The organism is Methanolobus zinderi, assembly GCF_013388255.1.
GTDB classification, from domain to species: Archaea; Halobacteriota; Methanosarcinia; order Methanosarcinales; family Methanosarcinaceae; genus Methanolobus; species Methanolobus zinderi.
This window is the reverse complement of record NZ_CP058215.1, coordinates 1116966-1137401: the sequence shown is the minus strand read 5'-3', so window position 1 is coordinate 1137401 and position 20436 is coordinate 1116966. Positions and strand designations below refer to the sequence as shown.

At 43.9% G+C, this 20436-nt stretch carries 14 protein-coding genes and 1 tRNA gene; 9 read left to right on the top strand and 6 right to left on the bottom strand.

From position 1 onward, the window contains the following. Positions 1-107: 107 nt before the first annotated feature. From HWN40_RS05620 to ftsZ, 3 genes are all read right to left on the bottom strand, one after another. Positions 108-563, bottom strand: coding sequence for a hypothetical protein (locus HWN40_RS05620; RefSeq protein ID WP_176964815.1), 456 nt, complete (start codon positions 561-563; stop codon positions 108-110). Between the two features lie 91 nt (positions 564-654). Further along, a complete protein-coding gene (locus HWN40_RS05615) occupies positions 655-2157 on the bottom strand; it encodes a dihydropteroate synthase-like protein (RefSeq protein WP_176964814.1) in 1503 nt (500 codons plus the stop codon). A 95-nt stretch (positions 2158-2252) separates the two neighbouring features. Beyond that, complete coding sequence (gene ftsZ / locus HWN40_RS05610) at positions 2253-3437, bottom strand: cell division protein FtsZ (protein ID WP_176964813.1); 1185 nt, start codon at positions 3435-3437, stop codon at positions 2253-2255. Positions 3438-3838: 401 nt separating this feature from the next. Between ftsZ and HWN40_RS05605 the strand changes: the two genes are divergently transcribed. From HWN40_RS05605 to HWN40_RS05585, 5 genes are all read left to right on the top strand, one after another. Continuing rightward, on the top strand, positions 3839-5605 hold the full coding sequence (locus HWN40_RS05605) for a site-2 protease family protein (RefSeq protein WP_246275996.1): 1767 nt from the start codon (positions 3839-3841) through the stop codon (positions 5603-5605). Between the two features lie 56 nt (positions 5606-5661). Then, positions 5662-6675: a potassium channel family protein gene (locus HWN40_RS05600; RefSeq protein WP_176964812.1), complete on the top strand. Its 1014-nt coding sequence runs from the start codon at positions 5662-5664 to the stop codon at positions 6673-6675. A gap of 4 nt (positions 6676-6679) precedes the next feature. Beyond that, positions 6680-7375, top strand: a complete 696-nt coding sequence (locus HWN40_RS05595; RefSeq protein WP_176964811.1) for a potassium channel family protein — start codon at positions 6680-6682, stop codon at positions 7373-7375. Between the two features lie 27 nt (positions 7376-7402). Next, positions 7403-8146, top strand: a complete 744-nt coding sequence (locus HWN40_RS05590) for a sulfite exporter TauE/SafE family protein (protein WP_176964810.1) — start codon at positions 7403-7405, stop codon at positions 8144-8146. A 48-nt stretch (positions 8147-8194) separates the two neighbouring features. Beyond that, positions 8195-8292, top strand: a tRNA-Arg gene (locus HWN40_RS05585). 21 nt (positions 8293-8313) lie between these two features. On the opposite strand, the gene pheT is transcribed toward HWN40_RS05585, so the two are convergent. Then, positions 8314-9936, bottom strand: a complete 1623-nt coding sequence (gene pheT, locus HWN40_RS05580) for a phenylalanine--tRNA ligase subunit beta (RefSeq protein WP_176964809.1) — start codon at positions 9934-9936, stop codon at positions 8314-8316. 423 nt (positions 9937-10359) lie between these two features. On the opposite strand from pheT, the gene HWN40_RS05575 reads away from it, so the two are divergent. From HWN40_RS05575 to rnhB, 3 genes are read left to right on the top strand one after another with little or no spacing between them, the layout of a single operon-like run. After that, on the top strand, positions 10360-12597 hold the full coding sequence (locus HWN40_RS05575; protein WP_176964808.1) for a type II/IV secretion system ATPase subunit: 2238 nt from the start codon (positions 10360-10362) through the stop codon (positions 12595-12597). A gap of 16 nt (positions 12598-12613) precedes the next feature. Then, a complete protein-coding gene (locus tag HWN40_RS05570) occupies positions 12614-14794 on the top strand; it encodes a type II secretion system F family protein (RefSeq protein WP_246275995.1) in 2181 nt (726 codons plus the stop codon). A gap of 39 nt (positions 14795-14833) precedes the next feature. Further along, positions 14834-15490, top strand: a complete 657-nt coding sequence (gene rnhB / locus HWN40_RS05565; protein WP_176966302.1) for a ribonuclease HII — start codon at positions 14834-14836, stop codon at positions 15488-15490. 57 nt (positions 15491-15547) lie between these two features. Here rnhB and HWN40_RS05560 read toward each other — a convergent pair whose 3' ends face one another. Then, positions 15548-16858 (bottom strand): PGF-pre-PGF domain-containing protein, encoded by a 1311-nt coding sequence (locus HWN40_RS05560; RefSeq protein WP_176964807.1) that lies wholly within the window; start codon positions 16856-16858, stop codon positions 15548-15550. Between the two features lie 28 nt (positions 16859-16886). On the opposite strand from HWN40_RS05560, the gene HWN40_RS05555 reads away from it, so the two are divergent. Beyond that, complete coding sequence (locus tag HWN40_RS05555; RefSeq protein ID WP_176964806.1) at positions 16887-17711, top strand: hypothetical protein; 825 nt, start codon at positions 16887-16889, stop codon at positions 17709-17711. A gap of 37 nt (positions 17712-17748) precedes the next feature. Here the strand turns inward: HWN40_RS05555 and HWN40_RS05550 are convergent, their stop codons facing one another. Beyond that, complete coding sequence (locus HWN40_RS05550) at positions 17749-20433, bottom strand: DNA polymerase domain-containing protein (RefSeq protein WP_176964805.1); 2685 nt, start codon at positions 20431-20433, stop codon at positions 17749-17751. Between the last annotated feature and the right edge of the window lie 3 nt (positions 20434-20436).

Below are 20436 nucleotides of genomic sequence, written 5' to 3'. Positions count from 1 at the left end.
TGACCTGTTGCACAATTTTTTACAACTCGGCTATAATGAATAATATAATATATAAATGTAGGCCGAAATAAGACATCCCGGATATTAAGCTAACGATCGACAGACCCTCAGAGCCCTCCGCCAACCTGAAGCAGCTCAAAACCTATACTTTCCGGTACATCTACCCTGAAGACAAAGACATTGTACCTCAATCTTCTGGCAACTGCTATGGCGTTCTTCTGTTCCGGACCGAGCTCACCGTCGGTGCTTGTTATACAGAAGGATTTCCTTGCATCCCTCACCAGAAAGTCGAAGTACTCCCCATAATCCTCCAGAAAACCGATCAGATCTGTCAGTTCTTCCCACCTTTCGCACATGTGTATGTTCTTGGTGGCGGAATTGCTGACATACCAGTCAAGGCTCATGTAGGGATAGGCATCGTACTGCTCTTTCAGATCATCATATGCCTTGCGGATAACAGAAACATCATTTCTGAGGTCTACCCATTTCCATTCCTGCTGTGCAAAATATCGTGCTGCCACGACGGCAACAATCTTGTCCATGTCCTGTTTTTCAAGCTCCATTTTAACACCTGCTGCGTATAATGATGCTATTACATTTAATTATATACCATTTGTAAAATGATTTTAAAGATTATTTTGATTGGTTACCTTTCTAGAACTCATCATCCTGCGAATAACTTCTTCCAAACTTCAGGGCAATTTCCGCCTTTTTAAGTTCCTGTCCCAGATAAGCCGCATGTTCCATCCTGGAAACAAGGTCCATTTCCAGAATGGTATCCATGATCTCGCCTGCGGTCCTGCCAGCAATGGAAGCAGTTTCATGTTCTGCCAGGATACATCCACCCTTTCCGTAACGGTCAGGAATTATGCTTATTCTGATGCTTCCCCTGGGATCCAGTTTCCACATCTTGCTCTTCTTTGCCCGGACGAAGTTTTCGGGAAGATCGGAGTCTGTGCGCCTTCTCTTCTCTTTGATCTGTATCAGGTCGATACCAAGGTCCTTGGGAGAGCTTTTGCGCTCCTTTGCAAGCAGCATCATCTGTGAGGCCTTTTTCAGCTCATCGATGGAACCCTGGGTCTTGTTACTGTATTCCGGTGTGAATAATATGCTTGCACCCACATCTGCTGCTATGCCGCACAGTGTTGCGTTCACTCCAGTGGAATCGACATCAATTAGCTCTGTTACGTTGCCGACACCGAAGAAGACAGGCAGATCCGGGAACATATCATGGAAGCTGCTGTAGCGGATAATAGAAGAGGTGATATCATGGCCTATGGGATCAAGTACAGGATCGGCGATAATGTTTTTAACACCCAGCCTGCGGGCAGTATCTATATTCCTTACAAGACTGTCCAGACCTTCCCCGGAATCCGGTATTACTACAGCGGCCACATCTGAGCCTGCAATTTTCGGGGCAATAGTGTCCATATTGGAGCTGTCAAGGCTGAGGATTATGTCGACACCCACCTCCAGCGCCCTTGTGAGCAGCTCGGGATCAAGTGTGTCGGTACTTACGGGAAATGATGTAACTGACCTTGCAACTCTGATAGCACGCTCCACATCATCGGGCTCCGCATGCAGGGATGCACCAAGGTCGATTATATCCGCACCCTTTCTAACAAAGGATTCTATCCTTTCTGAAAGCAAATCCGGGTCCAGACCTGTTGCATCCACCACTTCCGCCATTACCTTCATGCGCGAGTTGCCGCCAAGTTTCAGCCCGCCAACAACCGTCGAGGGAGATGACAGGTCCTCGAGTTCAGTGATCTTCTCCAGGGCCATCTCACGCCTGACATCCGCAAGCAGTTCACATGCGGGAATCTCGGTGGAGAACTCAATGTCATCAGCAAAAGGCAGGACAAAGGACAGGTCATAGGCATGCTTGGGGCCAAGACGGATACTGCAGCCAAGTTCAGTTGAAAGCCGTGAGAAATCGCCGGATACCAGGCCGGGGATGAATATCAGATCATATTCAAAATTCTTATTTTCAGATTCATCGAAGTCAGGAAAATCCCTTTTAATAGCCGCCAGCAGCTTGCGGGGTGTGATAAAGGCCGCGATTTTGGTATCAACCACCAGTACATCAGCACTGACTCCCACCGCATCCCTTACTGTCTGTTCGGCAAGGTGACCTGTAGCAACTAGTACTTTCATGGCTAAAAATAGTAATTTATACAGATAAGAATATCCTTTGAAAATAATTGCAGAACCGGATAGCAGATATCCGGCTGCATAGTCTTAGAAAATATTTAGTGTATTATGTCTATAATTGAGCCGCCACCGTTTCTGGTGCTTACAGGCTCAACGACAGAGCGTCTGGTCTTGTTCAGTTGTGTGCTGGCGTGCCTGTATCCCCTTGGAGTTTCCGGTTCCGGGTTTGAGGCTGCTGAAGCTTCACTGTACTGAGGACCGAGTACCTGTGCTGACTGGACACCGGTCATGATAGCCATGACACGCACCTTGCCTTCATACTCGTTACTGATACGTGCTCCCCATATGACGTTTGCACGGGGGGACAGTTCGTATGTGAGTGAAGCGGCAATATCCTCGGCTTCCTTGAGGCTAAGGTCGGGACCTCCTGTGATGTGCACAAGACTGCCGGTCGCACCCCTGTAATCCACATCAAGCAGTGGGTGGTTCAGTGCATTCCTTACCACATCATCGCTCTTGTCCTGGTTCTTGCTCTCACCTACAAGCATCACTGCAACTCCGCCGCAGCTCATGATAGCCCTGATGTCGGCGTAGTCGAGATTGATAAGTGAAGGCCTTGTGATTGTTTCTGTGATACCTTTCACGGTTTCAGAGATAAGCTGGTCCATTACAGAGAAAGCCTGGTCAATCGGCAGGTTTGGAACGTATTCCAGAAGTCTGTTGTTGTCGAGTACGATTACTGTGTCTGCGGCACGGCGGAACTCCTCGAGTCCTTCCTCTGCCTTGACTGCCCTTGCCCTTTCAACCCTGAAAGGACTGGAGACCATACCTACAACGATCGCTCCCTGCTCCTTTGCGACCTCAGCTACCACAGGGGCGACACCGGTACCGGTACCTCCTCCCATACCTGCTGTTACGAAAACAAGATCTGCGTCCTTGAAGACCTCTTCAAGTGTGCCGCGGGCAAGTTCTGCCGCTTTTGCACCTACTTCGGGATATCCTCCTGCACCCAGTCCGCGGGTCAGTGTCTTTCCCACAAGGATCTTCTTGTCCGCACGAATGAGATCAAGATGTTGCTTGTCAGTGTTTATTGCAACAGTCTCGGCGCCATCAATGCCGAGATTGTAGAGTCTGTTAATAGTATTGTTACCGGCACCACCACAACCGACGATCATGATCCTGGGCTGGCCAAGTATGTCGAGTTGGTCGTCTACTGCTATCGTTTGGCGGTACTCTTTTTCTTTTTCGGTGTGTTTTAATGCTTCCTGGACTATCGATTGCACATTCATCCCCTCACGGATATGTTACATCGCGGTATAGTATTCGCTTTTTAAGATTTGCTCTTGGACGTTGAACCATTCATCAACGTTTATCAACGTTTCATAATTCTGTGATTGCTATATTTCTTTTATGGTTTTTATACTTATGCTTTTATGCAACTTGAATATGGGACCTTACTGCCTCACCTGATTCCCAGTTCAGACAAATCCTGATTCAGTACACGGGCATAAAGCGAAACAAACGATGTCATATTTCATATTTAAATATAGTAATATATAAGCATATCTAAGTTGCTTTTTTATATGATAGGGCATATAGAGACCTAAACTACAGTAGCTTAGATGCTACTGGTTTTGGAAAAATTAACAAAACCCATATTCAAGATCTGGATCGGAGAGTTTTTTTGAACGAAACTTACCTTGCATTGGCACTCTTTTTAGTGTATTGGATGATCGTCATTGTCCTGAAACGAAAAGGTATACTTGAAAAATACAACATAACCACTTACGGCCCCGTATTAATGATACGGACCACAAAGGGACTCAAGTTGCTTGACAAACTTGCCAGACCAGGGAAGGCCTGGAAAGTCTATGCAAATATCGGCATAGTCCTGATGTTCATAGGCATGGTGGCCATGTTCCTGATAGTCATCCTATCAGACATAGCGCTGCTCAGTTCCATAGGCGATAACACATTGCCCGAGCCCGGCAGGTTCAACGAAGCAAGGAACATATTCCTGATACCGGGCGTCAATGAGTTCATACCCCTTACCTGGGGCGTCATCGCCCTGATAGTGACCCTGGTGGTGCACGAATTCTCACATGCGATTCTCTGCCGGGTTGAGGACATCAGGGTAAAGTCCATGGGAATACTGCTTGCACTTGTACCCATAGGTGGTTTTGCAGAACCTGATGAGGAAGAGCTCTTCGGTAAAAAGGAAGAAGATGAGGAAGACAAACCTGATCCTTACGGGGACCGCAGACTTGGAATAGTCATAGAAGAAGAAGAAGAAGAAGAAGAAGAAGAAGAAAAACAGGAAACACAAGAGCCGAAAACTGAAGAAGTACCCGAGAAAAAGGCAACAAGAAATCAGAGGGCAAGGATACTTGCCGCAGGTGTGATGGCAAACTTCGTGGTAACCCTGATCGCCTTCTCCCTGCTCTTCGGACCCGTGCTCGGTGCCATGGCCCCGCTTGGAAACACCATGGTGGTGGATGTAGGGGAGGATTCACCTGCATATGCAGCCGGCATCAGGGAAGATATGGTGATAACACAACTTGACGATACCAGTATAGCCAATGTACAGGAAATGCTGGACTACCTCGATTCCGTGGAAATGGGATCCACGGTACAGGTTCATGCCGCAACGGATAGAGTGGTTTCCGTATATGATGTAGAGGTGACAGAAGAAAACCCCGAGATAACGGGAATCATGATCCAGGATACGGTGGAAGGATCACCTGCCGATGAAGCTGGTTTTGAACAGGGCACGTATATCCTGAGCATAGACGGGCAGACCATCAGAACAGTCTCTGACTTCACAGATTTCATGGGTACAACAAGCCCCGGCCAGGAAGTCAGCGTGGAAGTCGCAGGCAGCGATGATGTCAGCAGCGAATATACGATCGAGCTTGCTCAGCATCCTGATGAGGATAAAGGCTACCTGGGAGTTTACACCCAGGGCAACGGTTTTGTGGAAACATCCCTTGGATTCTCTGTGGGGGAATTCCCTGCACGTGAGTACCTGCAGCTTCTGCAACAGCTACCTTCCATGCTTACCGGAGCAGCTGGCTGGATAATAATCCTTGGACTTCCAATCATCGGATTCGCAGGCGAAGGCTTCCCGGGATTCAGCGGGACACTGGCACAGTTCTACGAACCTGTCGGCTGGGCCGAACCACTTGGTGTCGGGCTGTTCTGGATAGCGAACTCCCTGCTGTGGATCGGATGGCTGAACTTCTACGTAGGCCTGTTCAACTGTCTTCCGGCGGTACCACTCGACGGAGGGCACGTTTTCAGAGATTACCTGTACTCTGCCATCTATCGTCTCACCAACAATGAGTTGAAGGCGGAAAGGCTGTCGGCCACAGTTTCCGGAACCTTTGCACTACTGATACTGATGTCGTTCCTGCTGATGATATTCGGACCATACTTTGTGCATGGTTTCTAAATAAAGGCCAGAAGGATTTAAGGATCGATTGGAAAAGAGATATTTGAGCTGGTACGATGAGAGATAGCCATCTTTTGCATAAAACGATCATTAAATCCATTTTATTCGCCTTTGCTGTAATTTTTACCTACATTTTCATATTCATACAGATAGTACAGTATGAACAAAGCTATGAGTATGCCAACTTCTTTGACGGCCTCTACTGGGTAGTATCCACTGTCACCACTGTTGGCTACGGTGATATTGTCCTTGAGTCCACCCTGGGAAAAATGTTCTCGGTCTTTGTGCAGCTATCAGGCATTCCCCTCGTATTCGGTCTTCTTTTCACCGCCGTAATAATACCATGGTTTGAAAAGAACATGCGTTCAGGACTGCCCACAAAGGCTTCCAGGAACCTTAAAGAACACATTATCATCTGCGGATACAATAAACTCGTCGAAACTCTCATGGAAGAGTTGAATGAAGACGATATACCCTACGTGCTCATCGAAGAGGATGAAGAGCTTATCGAAGATCTACTGAAGAGAAATATCCACACCATATTAGGTATACCTTCCGAAGAAGAGACCCTGAAAAATGCGAACATAGGCACTGCAAGCTTTGTAATTGCAAACCGCTCGGACGAGATGAACGCAAATATCGTCCTTACGGCCCGCAAACTGAGTGACCTGAATATCATTGCAATAGTCGAAGACAGCTCCAATAAGAAATACCTGAAATATGCTGGCGCCACAAGCGTTGTTTCCCCAAAGGAACTCTATGGAAGATATATTGGAAGAAAGGCAGCAGACCCCTTCGTAAAAAGGCTAACTGGTGCCACCGAATTCTTTGAAGGTATTAGCATAGTGGAATTTCCCATATATCCTAAAAGCCCGCTTATAGGAAAAACGATGAGAAACGCCGCCATAAGAGAAAAGACAGGTGTTAACGTTGTTGGTATGTGGAAAGGAGGAAGCCTTTCCTTTCACCTAAGACCCGAGGATATTATACGGGATAATTCCGTATTACTTGCCATAGGGACTACCGACCAGCTATCCGAACTTAGAAAGCTGACCCAGCGTCTGGAGTGATAAGATGAATGAAAGAGGCGACGGACACCTTATAGTTCTGGGTTGCGGAGATGTCGGGAAGCGAGTGATAGAAACTCTGCAACATGCCGGAATAAACTTTATCGTTGTGGACTCAGATCCGGATAAACTTGAAAATGCAGATTTTGAGCATATAATCGGTAATGCAACCGAGGAGGATATCCTTATGGATGCAGGTATCGAAACCGCTTCCGAGGTTATCATAACATTGAACGATGATACCGACGTGATCTTTGCAACACTCATAGCCCGTGGTTTAAACCCTAAATCCACCATAATATCAAGGGCGAATTCGTACAGGTCCATCGATAAGATATACAAGGCAGGTGCCGACTATGTTGCCTCCCTTTCCATTGTTGCAGGACAGATGCTTGCCAGGATGACATCGCACTGTCTGGAAGCCGCCTGTAAGAAGATGGACGAGGACATTATGCTCTACGAGGGTATAGATATCGAAAAACATCATGTTACCGGTGGATCAAACCTTAACGGCAAAACCGTTGAAGAGCTTAACCTGAGAAAATCCGTAGGATGCACAATAATAGGTATCGAACGGGGTGAAGAAATAATTACTGATATTCTCCCTTCAACTACTATTGAAGAAAATGACGTAATCGCGGTTGTCGGCGGCAAAGAAGAGATCAATCTCTTCAAGGAAAAATACGTAAAGAAAAATAAATGAAAGCACAGGCAAGTGCAGGTGTGAAAAATGGAAGATATGCTGATAGTACTTGCTGTTTTTATAATCTCCATAGTGTTCTCCATGCTCGGCCTGGGTGGAGCTATCTTCTATGTCCCCTTCTTTTACTGGACCGGGATGGAACTCGTCGGGGCCATCACCACAGCCCTCCTGCTTAATATAGTTACATCAGGTTCCGCAACCGTAATATACCTGCGTAGAAAGCTTGTCGATCTGAAAATAGCAGTACCTTTTATTGCGGCATCTGCCATAGGTGCCCAGATAGGCGCTTATTTTACAGAACTTGTCCCTGTCAATGTGTTGCTGTTCCTTTTTGCAATCCTTATGATAATTGTCGGTCTGGAAATGATCTTTTCCAGGGCGGAGAAGTTCTATCGCAAAAGGAAGATCGAGGGAAGTAAAAAACTTATTCTGGTGACAGCCGGTGGTATGATAGTGGGTATTCTCTCGGGTATGCTGGGTATAGGAGGCGGTTCTTTTATCGTACCGATGCTGCTCCTGCTTGGATACGGGATCAAACGTGCCGCTGCCACATCAGGGTTTATAGTGATCTTCACCTCCCTTTCGGGTTTTATTGCCCATGCAGATACATGGGAACCCGATCTCAGCCTGGTGATCTATATTGTAATAGCCTCTTTTGCAGGTGCACAGCTGGGATCACACCTGATGTCCGGGAAGATGAAATCAGATACACTGAAGAAATTATTCGGAGTTGTCTTGCTGCTCATGGCCATAAGGATCATAAGCGGATAGACTTAATAGAAACCTTTAATACCGTCGGTAGCTATGAATACATCCCGTGGGCCCGTAGGGTAGCCAGGATATCCTAATGGGCTTCGATGTGACTCAGGTCACGAAGTTACCCATTGACTCGCGTTCGAATCGCGGCGGGCCCGCCATACTCTGTTTTCAAAAAAAAGTTATTTACCGGTCAGATTCATCTCAAATCCGACAACCGGCTGGCCAAGACCGAAATTAACAATCACCTGGGGGTTAAACTCGCCCATCACACCAATCTTTTTGCCTTCTACAATAATATCCGCTCTTCTGCCTTCAAGGAATGCCGGATCTGATGATTCCGAGACTTCGTATTCCAGCATTCTCTCCCTCATGACCGCATCCAAAAGTTCCCTGGCTTCGGTGAAATTGGCCTGGGCATTTATGGAGACTGCTGCAAGGTGCAGACCAGTCTTTCCGTCGACCACTACATCACCTACCTCGAATATCCTCTGAGGGAGTTCCCTGTGCTGGTTCATGGAAAGTATCTCCATGAGGTTTGGCAGGACAGTGGTCCTTACCATTGTCTGGTCTTCGCTTATTGGGTGCATGACATGCGTTACGTTATCAGTGGCCTCCCGGCACATCCACTCGAAGTGGACCCTCTCACTTGTGAGTGTGAAAGGCATCACCTGCTGATAACCAAGAGCCGTCATGATCTCTCTCATTGCAGAACTTATATCCGCTACTTCATGAGAACTTCCGACTGTTGCGTTCATCGGGAACACGGCAGGTATGTTGTCAAAGCCAAATCCTATGGCAATGTCCTCAATAATATCGGAACTGTCAAGAATATCCGCACGGTAGCGCGGAATCATTACCTCAATGACATCCTCACCAAGCTCCCTGGCACCAAAACCCATGCGATTGAGTTGATTTATTATCTCGTCTGTGGAAAGGTCCATACCAATGAGTGAGTCGATCTCGGACCTTTTCAGGATCTTGACGCGAGGAGTCAGATCAAGTGGGATATGTTCCGTACCATCTGCTTTGACGACCTTCACATATTCGATCTGCCCGCCGCGTTCCGCAAGTGCCGCAGCCACGATATTCAGTGCGGTATATACCTCATCTCCGAGACCTGTTACGTCAAGTAGCAGATCAGTGGTGTTCTCATTGACCATTGTGAGGGTTCCGTTGATGATCGGCGGGAAGGAGAGAACATTATCATTTGCATCCAGGATAAGTGGATATTTGTCAAAATCCTCGACGATATGTGCAAATCGCACGCCCTTGGGATGCTTTTCAAGTATATCTTTCATGGACATGGGTTCTGTGAAATCCAGTGGTACGAACTCAAAGTCCGGGTCGGCTGCAATATAACGGAAAGGTGGCTGGACCTTTGAGAGGTCATGTACTCCGATAGATACCTTTTTCCTGTCACGCCCAAGACCCCAGTGAAGTGATTCCTGCAGGTCCATCAGGCTCTTAATTGAAGTGGAGTTGAATTTTAACCCTCTTACCACAGCACACCCGAAAACAGGGCGGATATCCTCGATATCAGCATCCTTTGATATCTCTATCTGATAAGGCCTGACCTCGTACTCACGAAAACCGGTTTCGATATCAAGGAAGCCGCGCATGGCACGTGCCACACCCTCAACACTATAGAGGTCGGGACGATCTGGGAAGAACTCGATATCTATGGAGTCAACTTCTATACGTTCAATGTCAGCTCCGATCATCGGCACACGTTCGATGATGGTATCCTTATCTGTCCCGGTAAGCTCTTCAAGGTCTTCATATGGTAGGGTTATTATAGGCATGCAGGATATCCTCTCAATTCCAGATTGCTTCTCTTATTTCTACCAGAACATATCAACCCTTGGATTTAACTTTTTTGAGTGAAACTGCATTTGAATTCTACACAGATTCCGGGATTTGCGTTCTATGTACACAAATACATGACTTTCCATTAGATTTGTACAGATATTTCAGAAACCAGCTTAAATTACAGCAATTATCCTGCACATCATGTACATGCCTGTTTTAAACATGTACATCTCAAATCCATAATAGACTGAATCAGACTGTTTTGCAAGTTTAATGGCAAAACCGGACCTTTACAGGAATTTCCCTGCAGTACCTATTCGATACAATAACTTTAATAATATGTGTAATTATAATATATATCTAATATAATCAAATGATTATCTTACCTTCAAAATATTCATCAAATGGTGACATTAATGGCTGATGCTCAGATAGAAGATCCTGGAAAAAAAGAGCTTGAAGATGCCAAAGAAACAGATGAGGCTGATGAACTAGCATCGACCTATGATGATCTGTCCGAGGCTGATGAAGGGTCATCCGATTCGAGTGATGATCTAGAGACAGATGAGGATGAAACTGATGATTCTCTGGAAACATCGAATCTTCTTGAAAAGTTAGCGGAGATAAAGGAGTCAGATCAGAAACTTGAAGAAGAATTCACCTCGATCATCAAGAAGAGTCCTCTGAAAAAAGAGCTTGAAGATGACAGGGATGAAGAAGACCTGCTTTTTTCAGATAACGAAACAGAAGATAAACCTGCTGTTGAAGAAGAAAAGGCAAGTTCTGCTTCCACAACGGATGAACTTGATTCTGATTTATCTGATGACGACGATGAGCTGAACATATTGCTTCCTAGATCTTCAGGCTTCGGACCCAAAAAAACAGAAGCTCCAGTTAAAAAGAAAGCAGACACGCTTTCATCTCAAAAGGATGAGGAAGCAAAGGCCAGGGTAAAGAGTATCCTCGAAGAAAAAGCCAAGGAAGAGAACATAGTCACCAACGATGAAGAGGAAGAAACTCTTGAAGATAGCGAAGTTTCCCTGAACGAGATCAGTGAAGAAAAGCAAAAAGACGAAGAAGAAAAGGGCTTTTTTGGAAAGATCAAAAAACTGTTCAAGCAGGTCGAGTTCGAGATGGAACCCTACGACCCCGAATTACACGGTCCTATTACCGAATTCAAAGGGGTCGAAGGATATGAGGAAATCGACCGTTACTGGGTAAACGAACCCTATACACTTATTGTTATTCTTTATAATGAAGATGTGAATAATCATCTGTACTATGTGGTGGAACCCGAACTTAGTGATTTTGAAGAAGTTCTCCTGAACGAGATCATGGACAGACTTCGTGATGTACTTCTGGTAGAAGAGATATCAGAGGATGAAGAGGACAAAGAGAAGGTACTCGATAATAAGATCTGGTCGATTATCCAGGATTATACCCTTGAACTTACACCTGCTATACTTGCCAAGATATCCTACTACATAAAACGGGATTTCGTGCGCTTCGGAAAGATAGATGCTCTGATGTACGATGATTCCATTGAGGATGTTTCCGGTAACGGCCATGATGTTCCAATATTCCTTTACCACCGCGTACACCAGAACATTGCCACTAATATAGTATATGGAGAAGATGAACTGAACTCCTTCATAATCCAGATGGCACAGAGAAGTGGCAAACACATTTCAGTCGCCGAACCTATGATAGATGCCACCATGCCTGACGGCTCAAGGATACAGATGACACTGGGTACATGTGTCACTGCACATGGAAGTACCTTTACCATCCGTAAGTTCAGCGATACGCCGATCACACCTGTTGATCTGATCAAATGGGGCACATTCTCGGCAGAGGCCATGGCCTATCTCTGGCTCTGTATAGAGAACAACAAGAGTCTGATATACGCCGGAGGTACGGCTTCGGGTAAGACATCATCTCTTAACGCAGTATCTCTTTTCATTCCTGAAAAGGCCAAAATCATTACTCTTGAAGATACACGTGAACTTAAACTCCCGCACCCTAACTGGATTCCGAGTATTACCAGGGACTCCTTCACAGCGGATGAAAGAGGAGCCGTGGATATGTATGACCTGCTAAAGGCTGCACTGCGTCAACGTCCTGAGTACCTGCTTGTGGGTGAGGTCCGAGGTAAGGAAGCACTTACGCTCTTCCAGGCGATGTCAACAGGTCACACCACTTTCTCGACAATGCACGCCGACTCAGTTGCATCTGCTATCCACAGGCTTGAGAACCCACCGATCAGTGTCCCGCGTACGATGATCCAGGCACTGGACATCATGAGTATACAGGCACAGACCTACACCAAAGGTAAGCGTGTAAGAAGGAACCTCAAGCTTGTAGAGATCATTGACATCGATCCCAATACCAGGAACATCAGAACCAATGATATCTTTGTCTGGGATTCCGAGTCTGACGTATTTGTAAGAACCGGTGAGTCCAAGGCAATATTTGATATCAAGATGCGCCGTGGATGGGGACAGTCAAGGATAGATCAGGAATTGTATTACAGGCAGAAGATACTTGAGTACATGGTAAGCAACGAAATAAATGATTTCAATGTGATATCAGGAATAATCAATGCGTACCAGTCAACACCTGAGAAGGTACTGAAGAAACTTCAGCTGGATTGACAGCGGGGGTTAGACAGTGACAGAAAAAAATGATTCCTCTGAGATCGAAACATCCGAAATGGAAGAATCCGGGACTCAAGAACCTGAACTCAATTTCGAAAATGCAGAAGCATCAGAGCTTCCTGCAGACAAAGTTACAAAGAAGAAAAAAAAGCCAAAGATTGATCTTGACCCTTACGTCAAAAAAGCCACCCTGTATTTCAATATTCTCAAAAGGATACCTTTCGTTCTTCTCGGAACCCAGATAAAGGCAAAGAAACAGAATTACGTCAATCTGCAGAAACAACTGAACCAGGCACGTATACCGATTTCCCATGAGATGTATATTTCAAACGCAGTATTCTACTCGGTACTTGCGGGAGTTTTGGGTGCGTTGCTCGGATTGGTCATTACCTATTTCATAATTGCGATCATCGGCCTTCCTGAGAATCTCACCAAACTTACATTCAGCCCCGGTATGGCATTCCTGCTGGACTATAAAGAAATATTTGTCGCATTCTTCATAACTATTGTTTTCATTGTAGGACTCGGCGGCCTGGTCTATACGATCTTCATGCTCTATCCCGGATTCCAGGCGGGAGAGAGGAAAACGAAGATCGATATGCAGTTGCCTTATGCCGTAACATTCATGTACGCCCTCAGTAAGGGTGGCATGAACATTATAGATGTTTTCAAGGCACTCGCACGTTCTGAAGATACGTATGGAGAGGTCTCAAAGGAGATAGATTCCATTGTAAGGGACATGGAGTACTTCGGACATGACCTGAGGACCGCACTCACAAATGCATCTGAGATCACACCTTCCGAGAGGTTCCAGGATCTCATCTACAACCTCCTGACAGTTATCGACAGTGGAGGTAATATCCCCAATTATTTCCGCGACAAATCGGAACAATACCTTGTAAAGGCAGAGGTAGACCAGAAAGGTTTCCTTGAAACACTGGCTTTACTTGCCGAATCATATGTGACTGCTTTTGTAGCAGGTCCATTGTTCATTATCATCATGGGTGTCATGATGGCAGTAATGGGTTCAGGTTCTGCGACCATGGTGTATGCGATCATATATGCAGTTCTGCCAGTGGGATCACTGATGTTTGTAGTTATGATCAGCATCATAACACCCACTGAAATGGGAGAGCCTAAGATCCTTAGCACAAATACAGTACTTGACCATGGGATACCTGATATGCCGGCTCACCTGAAACCCGTCTATGACGAGCACGGGGAACCGGTGGATGAAAGCGAAGAGAAAGTAAGGGAAAGGACAAACTTCGAACTGTTTGAGAAATCAAAGAAATCACTGTCCATGAAGCAGATAATGAAGAATCCGCTTACACCCATGTTCAGAAATCCCCTATTCACACTCGCAATCACAATCCCTCTTGCACTTCTCATAGTAATGAGTTCCCTGTTCCTGAATGCCAACAGAGTAGGCAACCTTGCGATGATGGTGGAGTTCATAGACGACAAGATAGTATTTGCAATCCTGCTTGTCATAATACCACTTTCAGCCTTCTATGAGATCAAGCAGAGAAGGAAGAAGAAGCTTGAAAGCAGTTTCCCTGATTTCCTGAAGAAACTGGCAAGTACCAATGAAACCGGTATGACTCTCAGAGATTCCATAAGACTTATGTCAAGGTCCGATACCGACTCTCTCAGCTCGGAGATCAGGAAGATCTGGCACGATGTTTTCTGGGGACTTGAGATCAATGATGCCCTCATAAGATTTGCAAACAGGCTGAGAACTCAGGTAGTTACACGCTCTCTGTCCCTTATCACGAAAGCTAATGAGTCCAGTGGTGATATCGGTGAAGTTCTTATGGTCGCCGCAAGGGATGCGGCTTCCGAGCAGGGAATGAAAAGAGAACGTACAATGAGCATGATGATCTATATTGTTATCATCTATATCTCATTCCTAGTCTTTGTAGGTGTCATCTATGTCATCTCAACTACTTTCTTAAGTGAGATGGCAGAAGCAGGGAAACAGATGGCGGATTCCGGATCCAGTGCAGGCGGTTTCCTCGGAAACTTCGATCTTGATGCATACACCCAGCTTTTCAAACATGCAGCCATCATCCAGGGACTCAGTTCCGGCCTGATGGCAGGCGCAATGGGGGAGGGCAGTGTGATGGCAGGCCTCAAGCACTCAACTATTATGATAATAATCGGCTACTCCATATTCACCCTGTTCATCTGATGGTCAGTTTAAAGTAGACCCATTAACCCATAGAATATGATGAAAGTAGCTGGAATAGATGAGGCAGGTAAAGGGCCGGTAATCGGCCCCATGTGTGTCGGAGGCGTACTTGCCACAGATACACAGATCAATTCTCTGAAGAATCTGGGAGTTGCCGATTCAAAAAAAATCGCTCCAAAAAAAAGAGAACTGCTTGCCCATCAGATCGAAAAGTATTCTGAAAAGATCTTTGTCCTTGAGATAGCACCACAGCAGATCGATGAGTTCCGCAAGCTCATGAGCATGAACGATATCATGGTACTTGCATTCTCAAAGGTCCTGGAAGAGCTGCATCCGGATGAAGCATATGTTGATGCTGCTGATGTTAATGAAGAGAGATTCGGGAAAAGGCTCCTACAGGAATATACTAAAAAATACCCTGACAAAGCCGCAGATATTTCAATCGTATCCAGGCACCAGGCCGATGATATTTATCCCATCGTATCCGCCGCATCTATCGTTGCAAAAGTCCGCAGAGATGCACTGATAGAAGAGCTCAAGGAGGAGATTGGTGTTGATTTTGGAAGTGGGTATCCATCAGACCCAAAAACAAGGCAGTTCCTCAGAGAATGGTTCAATGAATTCGGAGAACTTCCTGATATTGTAAGACATTCCTGGAAAACCGCCGAGAACATTCTTACGGAAAAAAACGAATAACAATAGTACTGATTTTATGTGAAAAATAAATAAAAAAAGATGCAGGAAAGTTAAGAATTACTTTCCTTTCCTGTAGATAAGGTATGCACCTATAAGCACTACCGAAAGCCCACCAAGTATTACAAATACAAAAGTGGAACTTTCACTGCTTGTTGTCTTAACCTCGATAGGCTCCCCGTCTGAAATAACACTTTCATCATCTACAGATTGCAGTATTGCTTCATCGGTAAGTTCCTCACTTTCGGCTTCCGAGCTTATGGCAAATGGTGAGAATGCCGGAGTCTGACTTTCAAAGTACACATACTCATCGTCTTCTTCAGTAACTTCAGTATCAAGTGCTGTCCAGGATTCGTTTGAATACCTGTATAGTTTTACTGTGTCACTTTCAATGTTATTCTCTTCCAGCCATGTCTTTTCCACCATGAAACCTATTCCAAGATTCTCAACATTCTCAGGATCGACAAAACCGGATTTACCCACCCAGATATTCATCTGTTGGTAGACATTTCCGGGGACATCTGTCTTTGCGAAAGTAGACCTGTCCTTCAATACTTCAATAATTGTTGATATTGTGCCTGCATTCCTCAGAGCATCGAAATGTACAGAAGTAATGGCATTTCCATCTTTATTGAACTCGTAGTTGATGCGTGAGTCCTTGGTGACATAGATGCTTTCCACTTCCTTTACACGGATGTTCTCATACTTTTCACCGGTAGAACCGCCGCCACCGCCACCACTGCTGCTTCCACTGCTACTGGAGGTAGTTGCTGACGGTTTCGGACCGATCCAGAAATTAGTGGTGAATTTCTTATTATTACCCGTGTTATCTGCTATGAATATTGAAGCAGCATGACTGCCCACAGCCAAACCCGTGCCATTGTACGAAGCCGAAGATGCATTTATCGTTGCATTATTTGTTACATCAATATTGTCAACTATCATTCCTACAGAACTTTCATTTATGCCAGTCCTTGCGTCACTGTAATCGAAACTGATGTCCACAGCAGTTGTACCTTCAGCAAATACCTTGCCGTCTGCGGGTGAATAATTTTCAATCACAGGTGCGGTCTTGTCGACATTGACTGTTATAGCCGAACTTGCATCCTTGACGTTCTTTGCAGTGTCCGTTGCAACAGCTGTAACATTATAGTTTCCATCCGGGACAGAGGACAGATCGAATTCACCAACCCAGGTGCCATCACCCTCGTTGTCAGCGTTGATTGTTTTTACCTGACTTCCGGAATCCGACAATAGATTGATGCTGACATCTTTTACATCTTCGTCAGATCCGGATATGGTGGGATATATATAACGCGAAAAAAGTGTACGCTTTGAAATCTCTTGTTTTGAGATTTTTTCCGATAACATTTTAAAGTTTTGAGACATTATAATTTATATGGATTTTTCTTTAATTTTCGATAATATTGAGATTATTGTCACATCTTTGGGTGGATGGGTTATAATAACTTATATTGGTTCAAAATACCTAGCTGAGAGATTGGCAGACAAAATGAAAATTAAATGGACAAGTGAAGAGAATCAAAAATTAGAGCAGTTACGTGCTGAAATTAAAGAAGAAAATGCCATTTTTTCATCGTTTATAGACTCATTTTCTTTTGTTCAACAAAATAATTATCCTGAAAGAGTCTTAGCAATCAAAAATATTTGGGAGAATGTTCTATCTGTGAGAAAAATGGCTTCAAAATCCCAATTCTTCTATGATGTATTTGCTGAAGAGGAGTACAATAAAATCATTAAAGAACCAAAGATTAGTGATTTTATTAAGAATGAATTAGATATAAATATATTTTCTCCAAAAATTGATACAATCAAAAGTGAAACCGAAATTAATAGACCTTTTTTGGGAGAAGGACTATGGGTATCGTTTGAATTGTACCTGACTTTTGTTGGGAGATCATCGTTTTTATTATGGGATGGATATCGAAAGAATGATGTTGTCTGCTGGCACAAAGATGATAGTGTTAAGTCTCTCTTAAAGCAAGTTTTTAATGACGAAGAAATGAAAAATATTTCCTCTGAAAAATTTGGTTCATTTAGCAAAGGAATGCAAATTTTTGAAAATCGTATTTTACTTGAAATTTCTAAGATGACCTCAGGTGAATCAGAGGCAATAAAACGTTTTGAAGAGCTAGAAAGCACAAGAGAACTAACTCAAAAAATGTATGTTGATAGAGAACTACAAGAAAAAAGTGACCTATAATTAAGTCATATTTAACTTCCAGTTTTAATCCCATGAATTACAATGATTTTATAATCTTCCTCATCTCCTTCGTATTTAACTTAAATTCGCCTTCCTTCACCCTATCCTTCAATTTCTTCAACGTGCTTCTGTACTTAATTCCAATCTCTCTAGCTTCAGCAGGAGTTAAATTCAGAATGAATCGCCTCAACTTTTCAATATCATGATATGTCTCAACAGTATTACTCTCAAGCTCCTGCATTTCAACCTTATTCGCTTCCTTTCCAATATACACGCATCCAGTAGGCTTTATGTGCCTTCTTTGCAGCACACCAACATCTCCTTCAAACTTGGCTTCAGGATGATCTATGTAATCAAGGAACACATCGCTTAATGGCTTCCAGTACTGCCTTCCCTGAAGCGTATCTCCTGTATTGTAGTCTATGAACTCTTTCTCAATTGCAATCTGTGGATTCTTATTGAAAGGAGCAACTGGTTTAACCTTCTCCCCATCCTCATCAACTGTTGTACCATTACCTACAAGCATGAAATTGAACGGTTTGATCTGCTTGTCAAATCCCTTCCCTTCATTCAGCTTCTTGAATCGTTTCAGGATAGTTCCTGTTGATACTGCGAGATTGGAGATTACTGCATAGTTCTCATACATCTCTAGCACATCAGGCAGGCTTTCAGGATGAAAATGAACTTTGAGAATGTCTTCCCACAGTCTCTTGTGCCATTGGTCTCCTTCCTTCAGCTTCCTGCTAAATGGGTTTGTGATATGTCCTAATCCATGTAGTTTATAGAACAGTTTCTTACCTTCGGGAATGATAACTTTGTTTCCTTCCTTATGAAACAGGCAATACCTCTTGGAACTGATTCCATAGAACCAGATATCTTCCATTCCATCCTCTATTTCCAGAATAGGCTTATCAAAGTCATAAGGGTTCAATGAATCAAACAGATGGCTCAATTCATTTGCAAGATGTGGAGGAACGAATATTGAATCCGTATCCATGTAAGCATGTACTTCTCCTTTATCCAGTACAAACCTTTCAGCAATCGCAATTAATAACCTTGCTCCTGCTGTAATATTTGCTCCGATTATAGGATTAAAGAACTTTCCTGGTTGTTCATATTTGCCTTCAGTCCCAAAATTGACATTACTGAATACATCCAGTTTTTCCTCATCCTTTGGATGCATCTCAATATAAATTCCGTAAGTAGTGGAATTATTGAGGATTTTCAAAGCCCTCTGTTGTGCATCCAGAACATCATATTCATGGGAGTCTTTAGATACTTTCTTCATTTCCCCTTTGATCTCCTGCCTGCGTTCAACAAGGACTTTGATAAGATTATCTTCCTTTGGGTTCACGTGAACGCCATAGACCTCCGATTCTTTGAGATCTTCCTGTATGCCTTTAGGAATGAAACTGATAGCTCTCTTAATTTTAGGAGACTTGCCTGTAAGCAGCTTTGATGCTAAAATATCAGGGAGGAAATAGTACATCGAATCATTCGAAGTTAGGTGATTAATGCCGATATTGAACGTTCCATCCTCCCCTACATACTTTGCTCTAGTGGGGAGGATATCGCCATCAGGTTCGATTTCAACGACGGCGTTCAGTTGCTTCCACATATCGCCGTCGAGTGCATCCTCAAAGGTGAATGCCTCGATGAATCGCCGAACGTTCTCCGTATCGTCGATGTAATGAACCTTATCTGCTATGACATATTTCCAAAGATCAAGAAGTAGTGTTACTGTTGGATACATGCTGAAAAAATCTAGTACTGTGACTTTAACAGGAATCTTTCTTTCCCTGCATTCGCATCTCCCTCCATAGTAGGCGCTCATCAGATTTCCAAGAATTTCAGGAGGAAATTCTGGATTTTGTTGCATAAAGGGAGTTAAGTTGAATTGATTAAGTGCCTGTTTACCAAGAGAAGCAGCAGAATAAATATCAGTCATTGGAATGCCCAACTGATACTTTTCATACTCCAGTCTTACTTTTTTGAATAGCTGATAAGTGGACTTTACATCTTTTATGTTGTAATCAATGTACTTTGGAGTAATCTTTCCATGTTCATCTGTTGCTTTTTTCTTAATTGGAGTATCAAATATCTCACAGGCTTTTTCAAGTGTAAGAGATTTGTTGTCAGTTAAAGTACAAGCTAAGTTACTTACATCCAGAAAATGTCCTTTGAAGGTTTTCTTCTTTCTGTACTTGCCCTTTGCTCTGGTAAACTCAACATTATATGATCTCCCAGTCAGATGCTTTATGCGTAGTCTTGGGTAAGTCGTATCTTCACTAAGTACGAGGGAAAAACCATCCTTGCCCGAATATCTGCCATGACCATAATCAAGAATAATCCTTGATAGATCGAAGTTGATATTATAGCCAATGCAGAGCACTTTCTTTTCATAGACTTCCAGATAAAAGAGTTTGATGAACTCTTTAAGGGAGAATAAGCGTATGTTGTGTTTTTCTGCATACTCCTTCAGGACTTTATGCTCTTTCTCTGAAACATGCCTTTCATCCCAGAATAGCCCACCGTAATGATATACATCATTTTCATGTACATTAAAAGACCCAAATTTCAAGTTAAGATACTCATCTGCTGTTGTTTCTGTATCAAAAGTAAAAACTCTGGAAAATTCTGGAGTATCCTGCTTATATCTGAAAGTTGATTGTTTCTTCTCTTCTTTTTTTGTTGAGAATGTCCTTAAGGCAACGTTATTCATATT

What these genes read in the sequence shown, in the direction of transcription:
- HWN40_RS05620 (WP_176964815.1), bottom strand. Translation starts at nt 563, where the DNA reads ATGGAGCTTGAAAAACAGGACATGGACAAGATTGTTGCCGTCGTGGCA.
- HWN40_RS05615 (WP_176964814.1), bottom strand. Translation starts at nt 2,157, where the DNA reads ATGAAAGTACTAGTTGCTACAGGTCACCTTGCCGAACAGACAGTAAGG.
- HWN40_RS05600 (WP_176964812.1), top strand. Translation starts at nt 5,662, where the DNA reads ATGAGAGATAGCCATCTTTTGCATAAAACGATCATTAAATCCATTTTA.
- HWN40_RS05595 (WP_176964811.1), top strand. Translation starts at nt 6,680, where the DNA reads ATGAATGAAAGAGGCGACGGACACCTTATAGTTCTGGGTTGCGGAGAT.
- HWN40_RS05590 (WP_176964810.1), top strand. Translation starts at nt 7,403, where the DNA reads ATGGAAGATATGCTGATAGTACTTGCTGTTTTTATAATCTCCATAGTG.
- pheT (WP_176964809.1), bottom strand. Translation starts at nt 9,936, where the DNA reads ATGCCTATAATAACCCTACCATATGAAGACCTTGAAGAGCTTACCGGG.
- HWN40_RS05575 (WP_176964808.1), top strand. Translation starts at nt 10,360, where the DNA reads ATGGCTGATGCTCAGATAGAAGATCCTGGAAAAAAAGAGCTTGAAGAT.
- rnhB (WP_176966302.1), top strand. Translation starts at nt 14,834, where the DNA reads ATGAAAGTAGCTGGAATAGATGAGGCAGGTAAAGGGCCGGTAATCGGC.
- HWN40_RS05560 (WP_176964807.1), bottom strand. Translation starts at nt 16,858, where the DNA reads ATGTTATCGGAAAAAATCTCAAAACAAGAGATTTCAAAGCGTACACTT.
- HWN40_RS05555 (WP_176964806.1), top strand. Translation starts at nt 16,887, where the DNA reads ATGGATTTTTCTTTAATTTTCGATAATATTGAGATTATTGTCACATCT.
- HWN40_RS05550 (WP_176964805.1), bottom strand. Translation starts at nt 20,433, where the DNA reads ATGAATAACGTTGCCTTAAGGACATTCTCAACAAAAAAAGAAGAGAAG.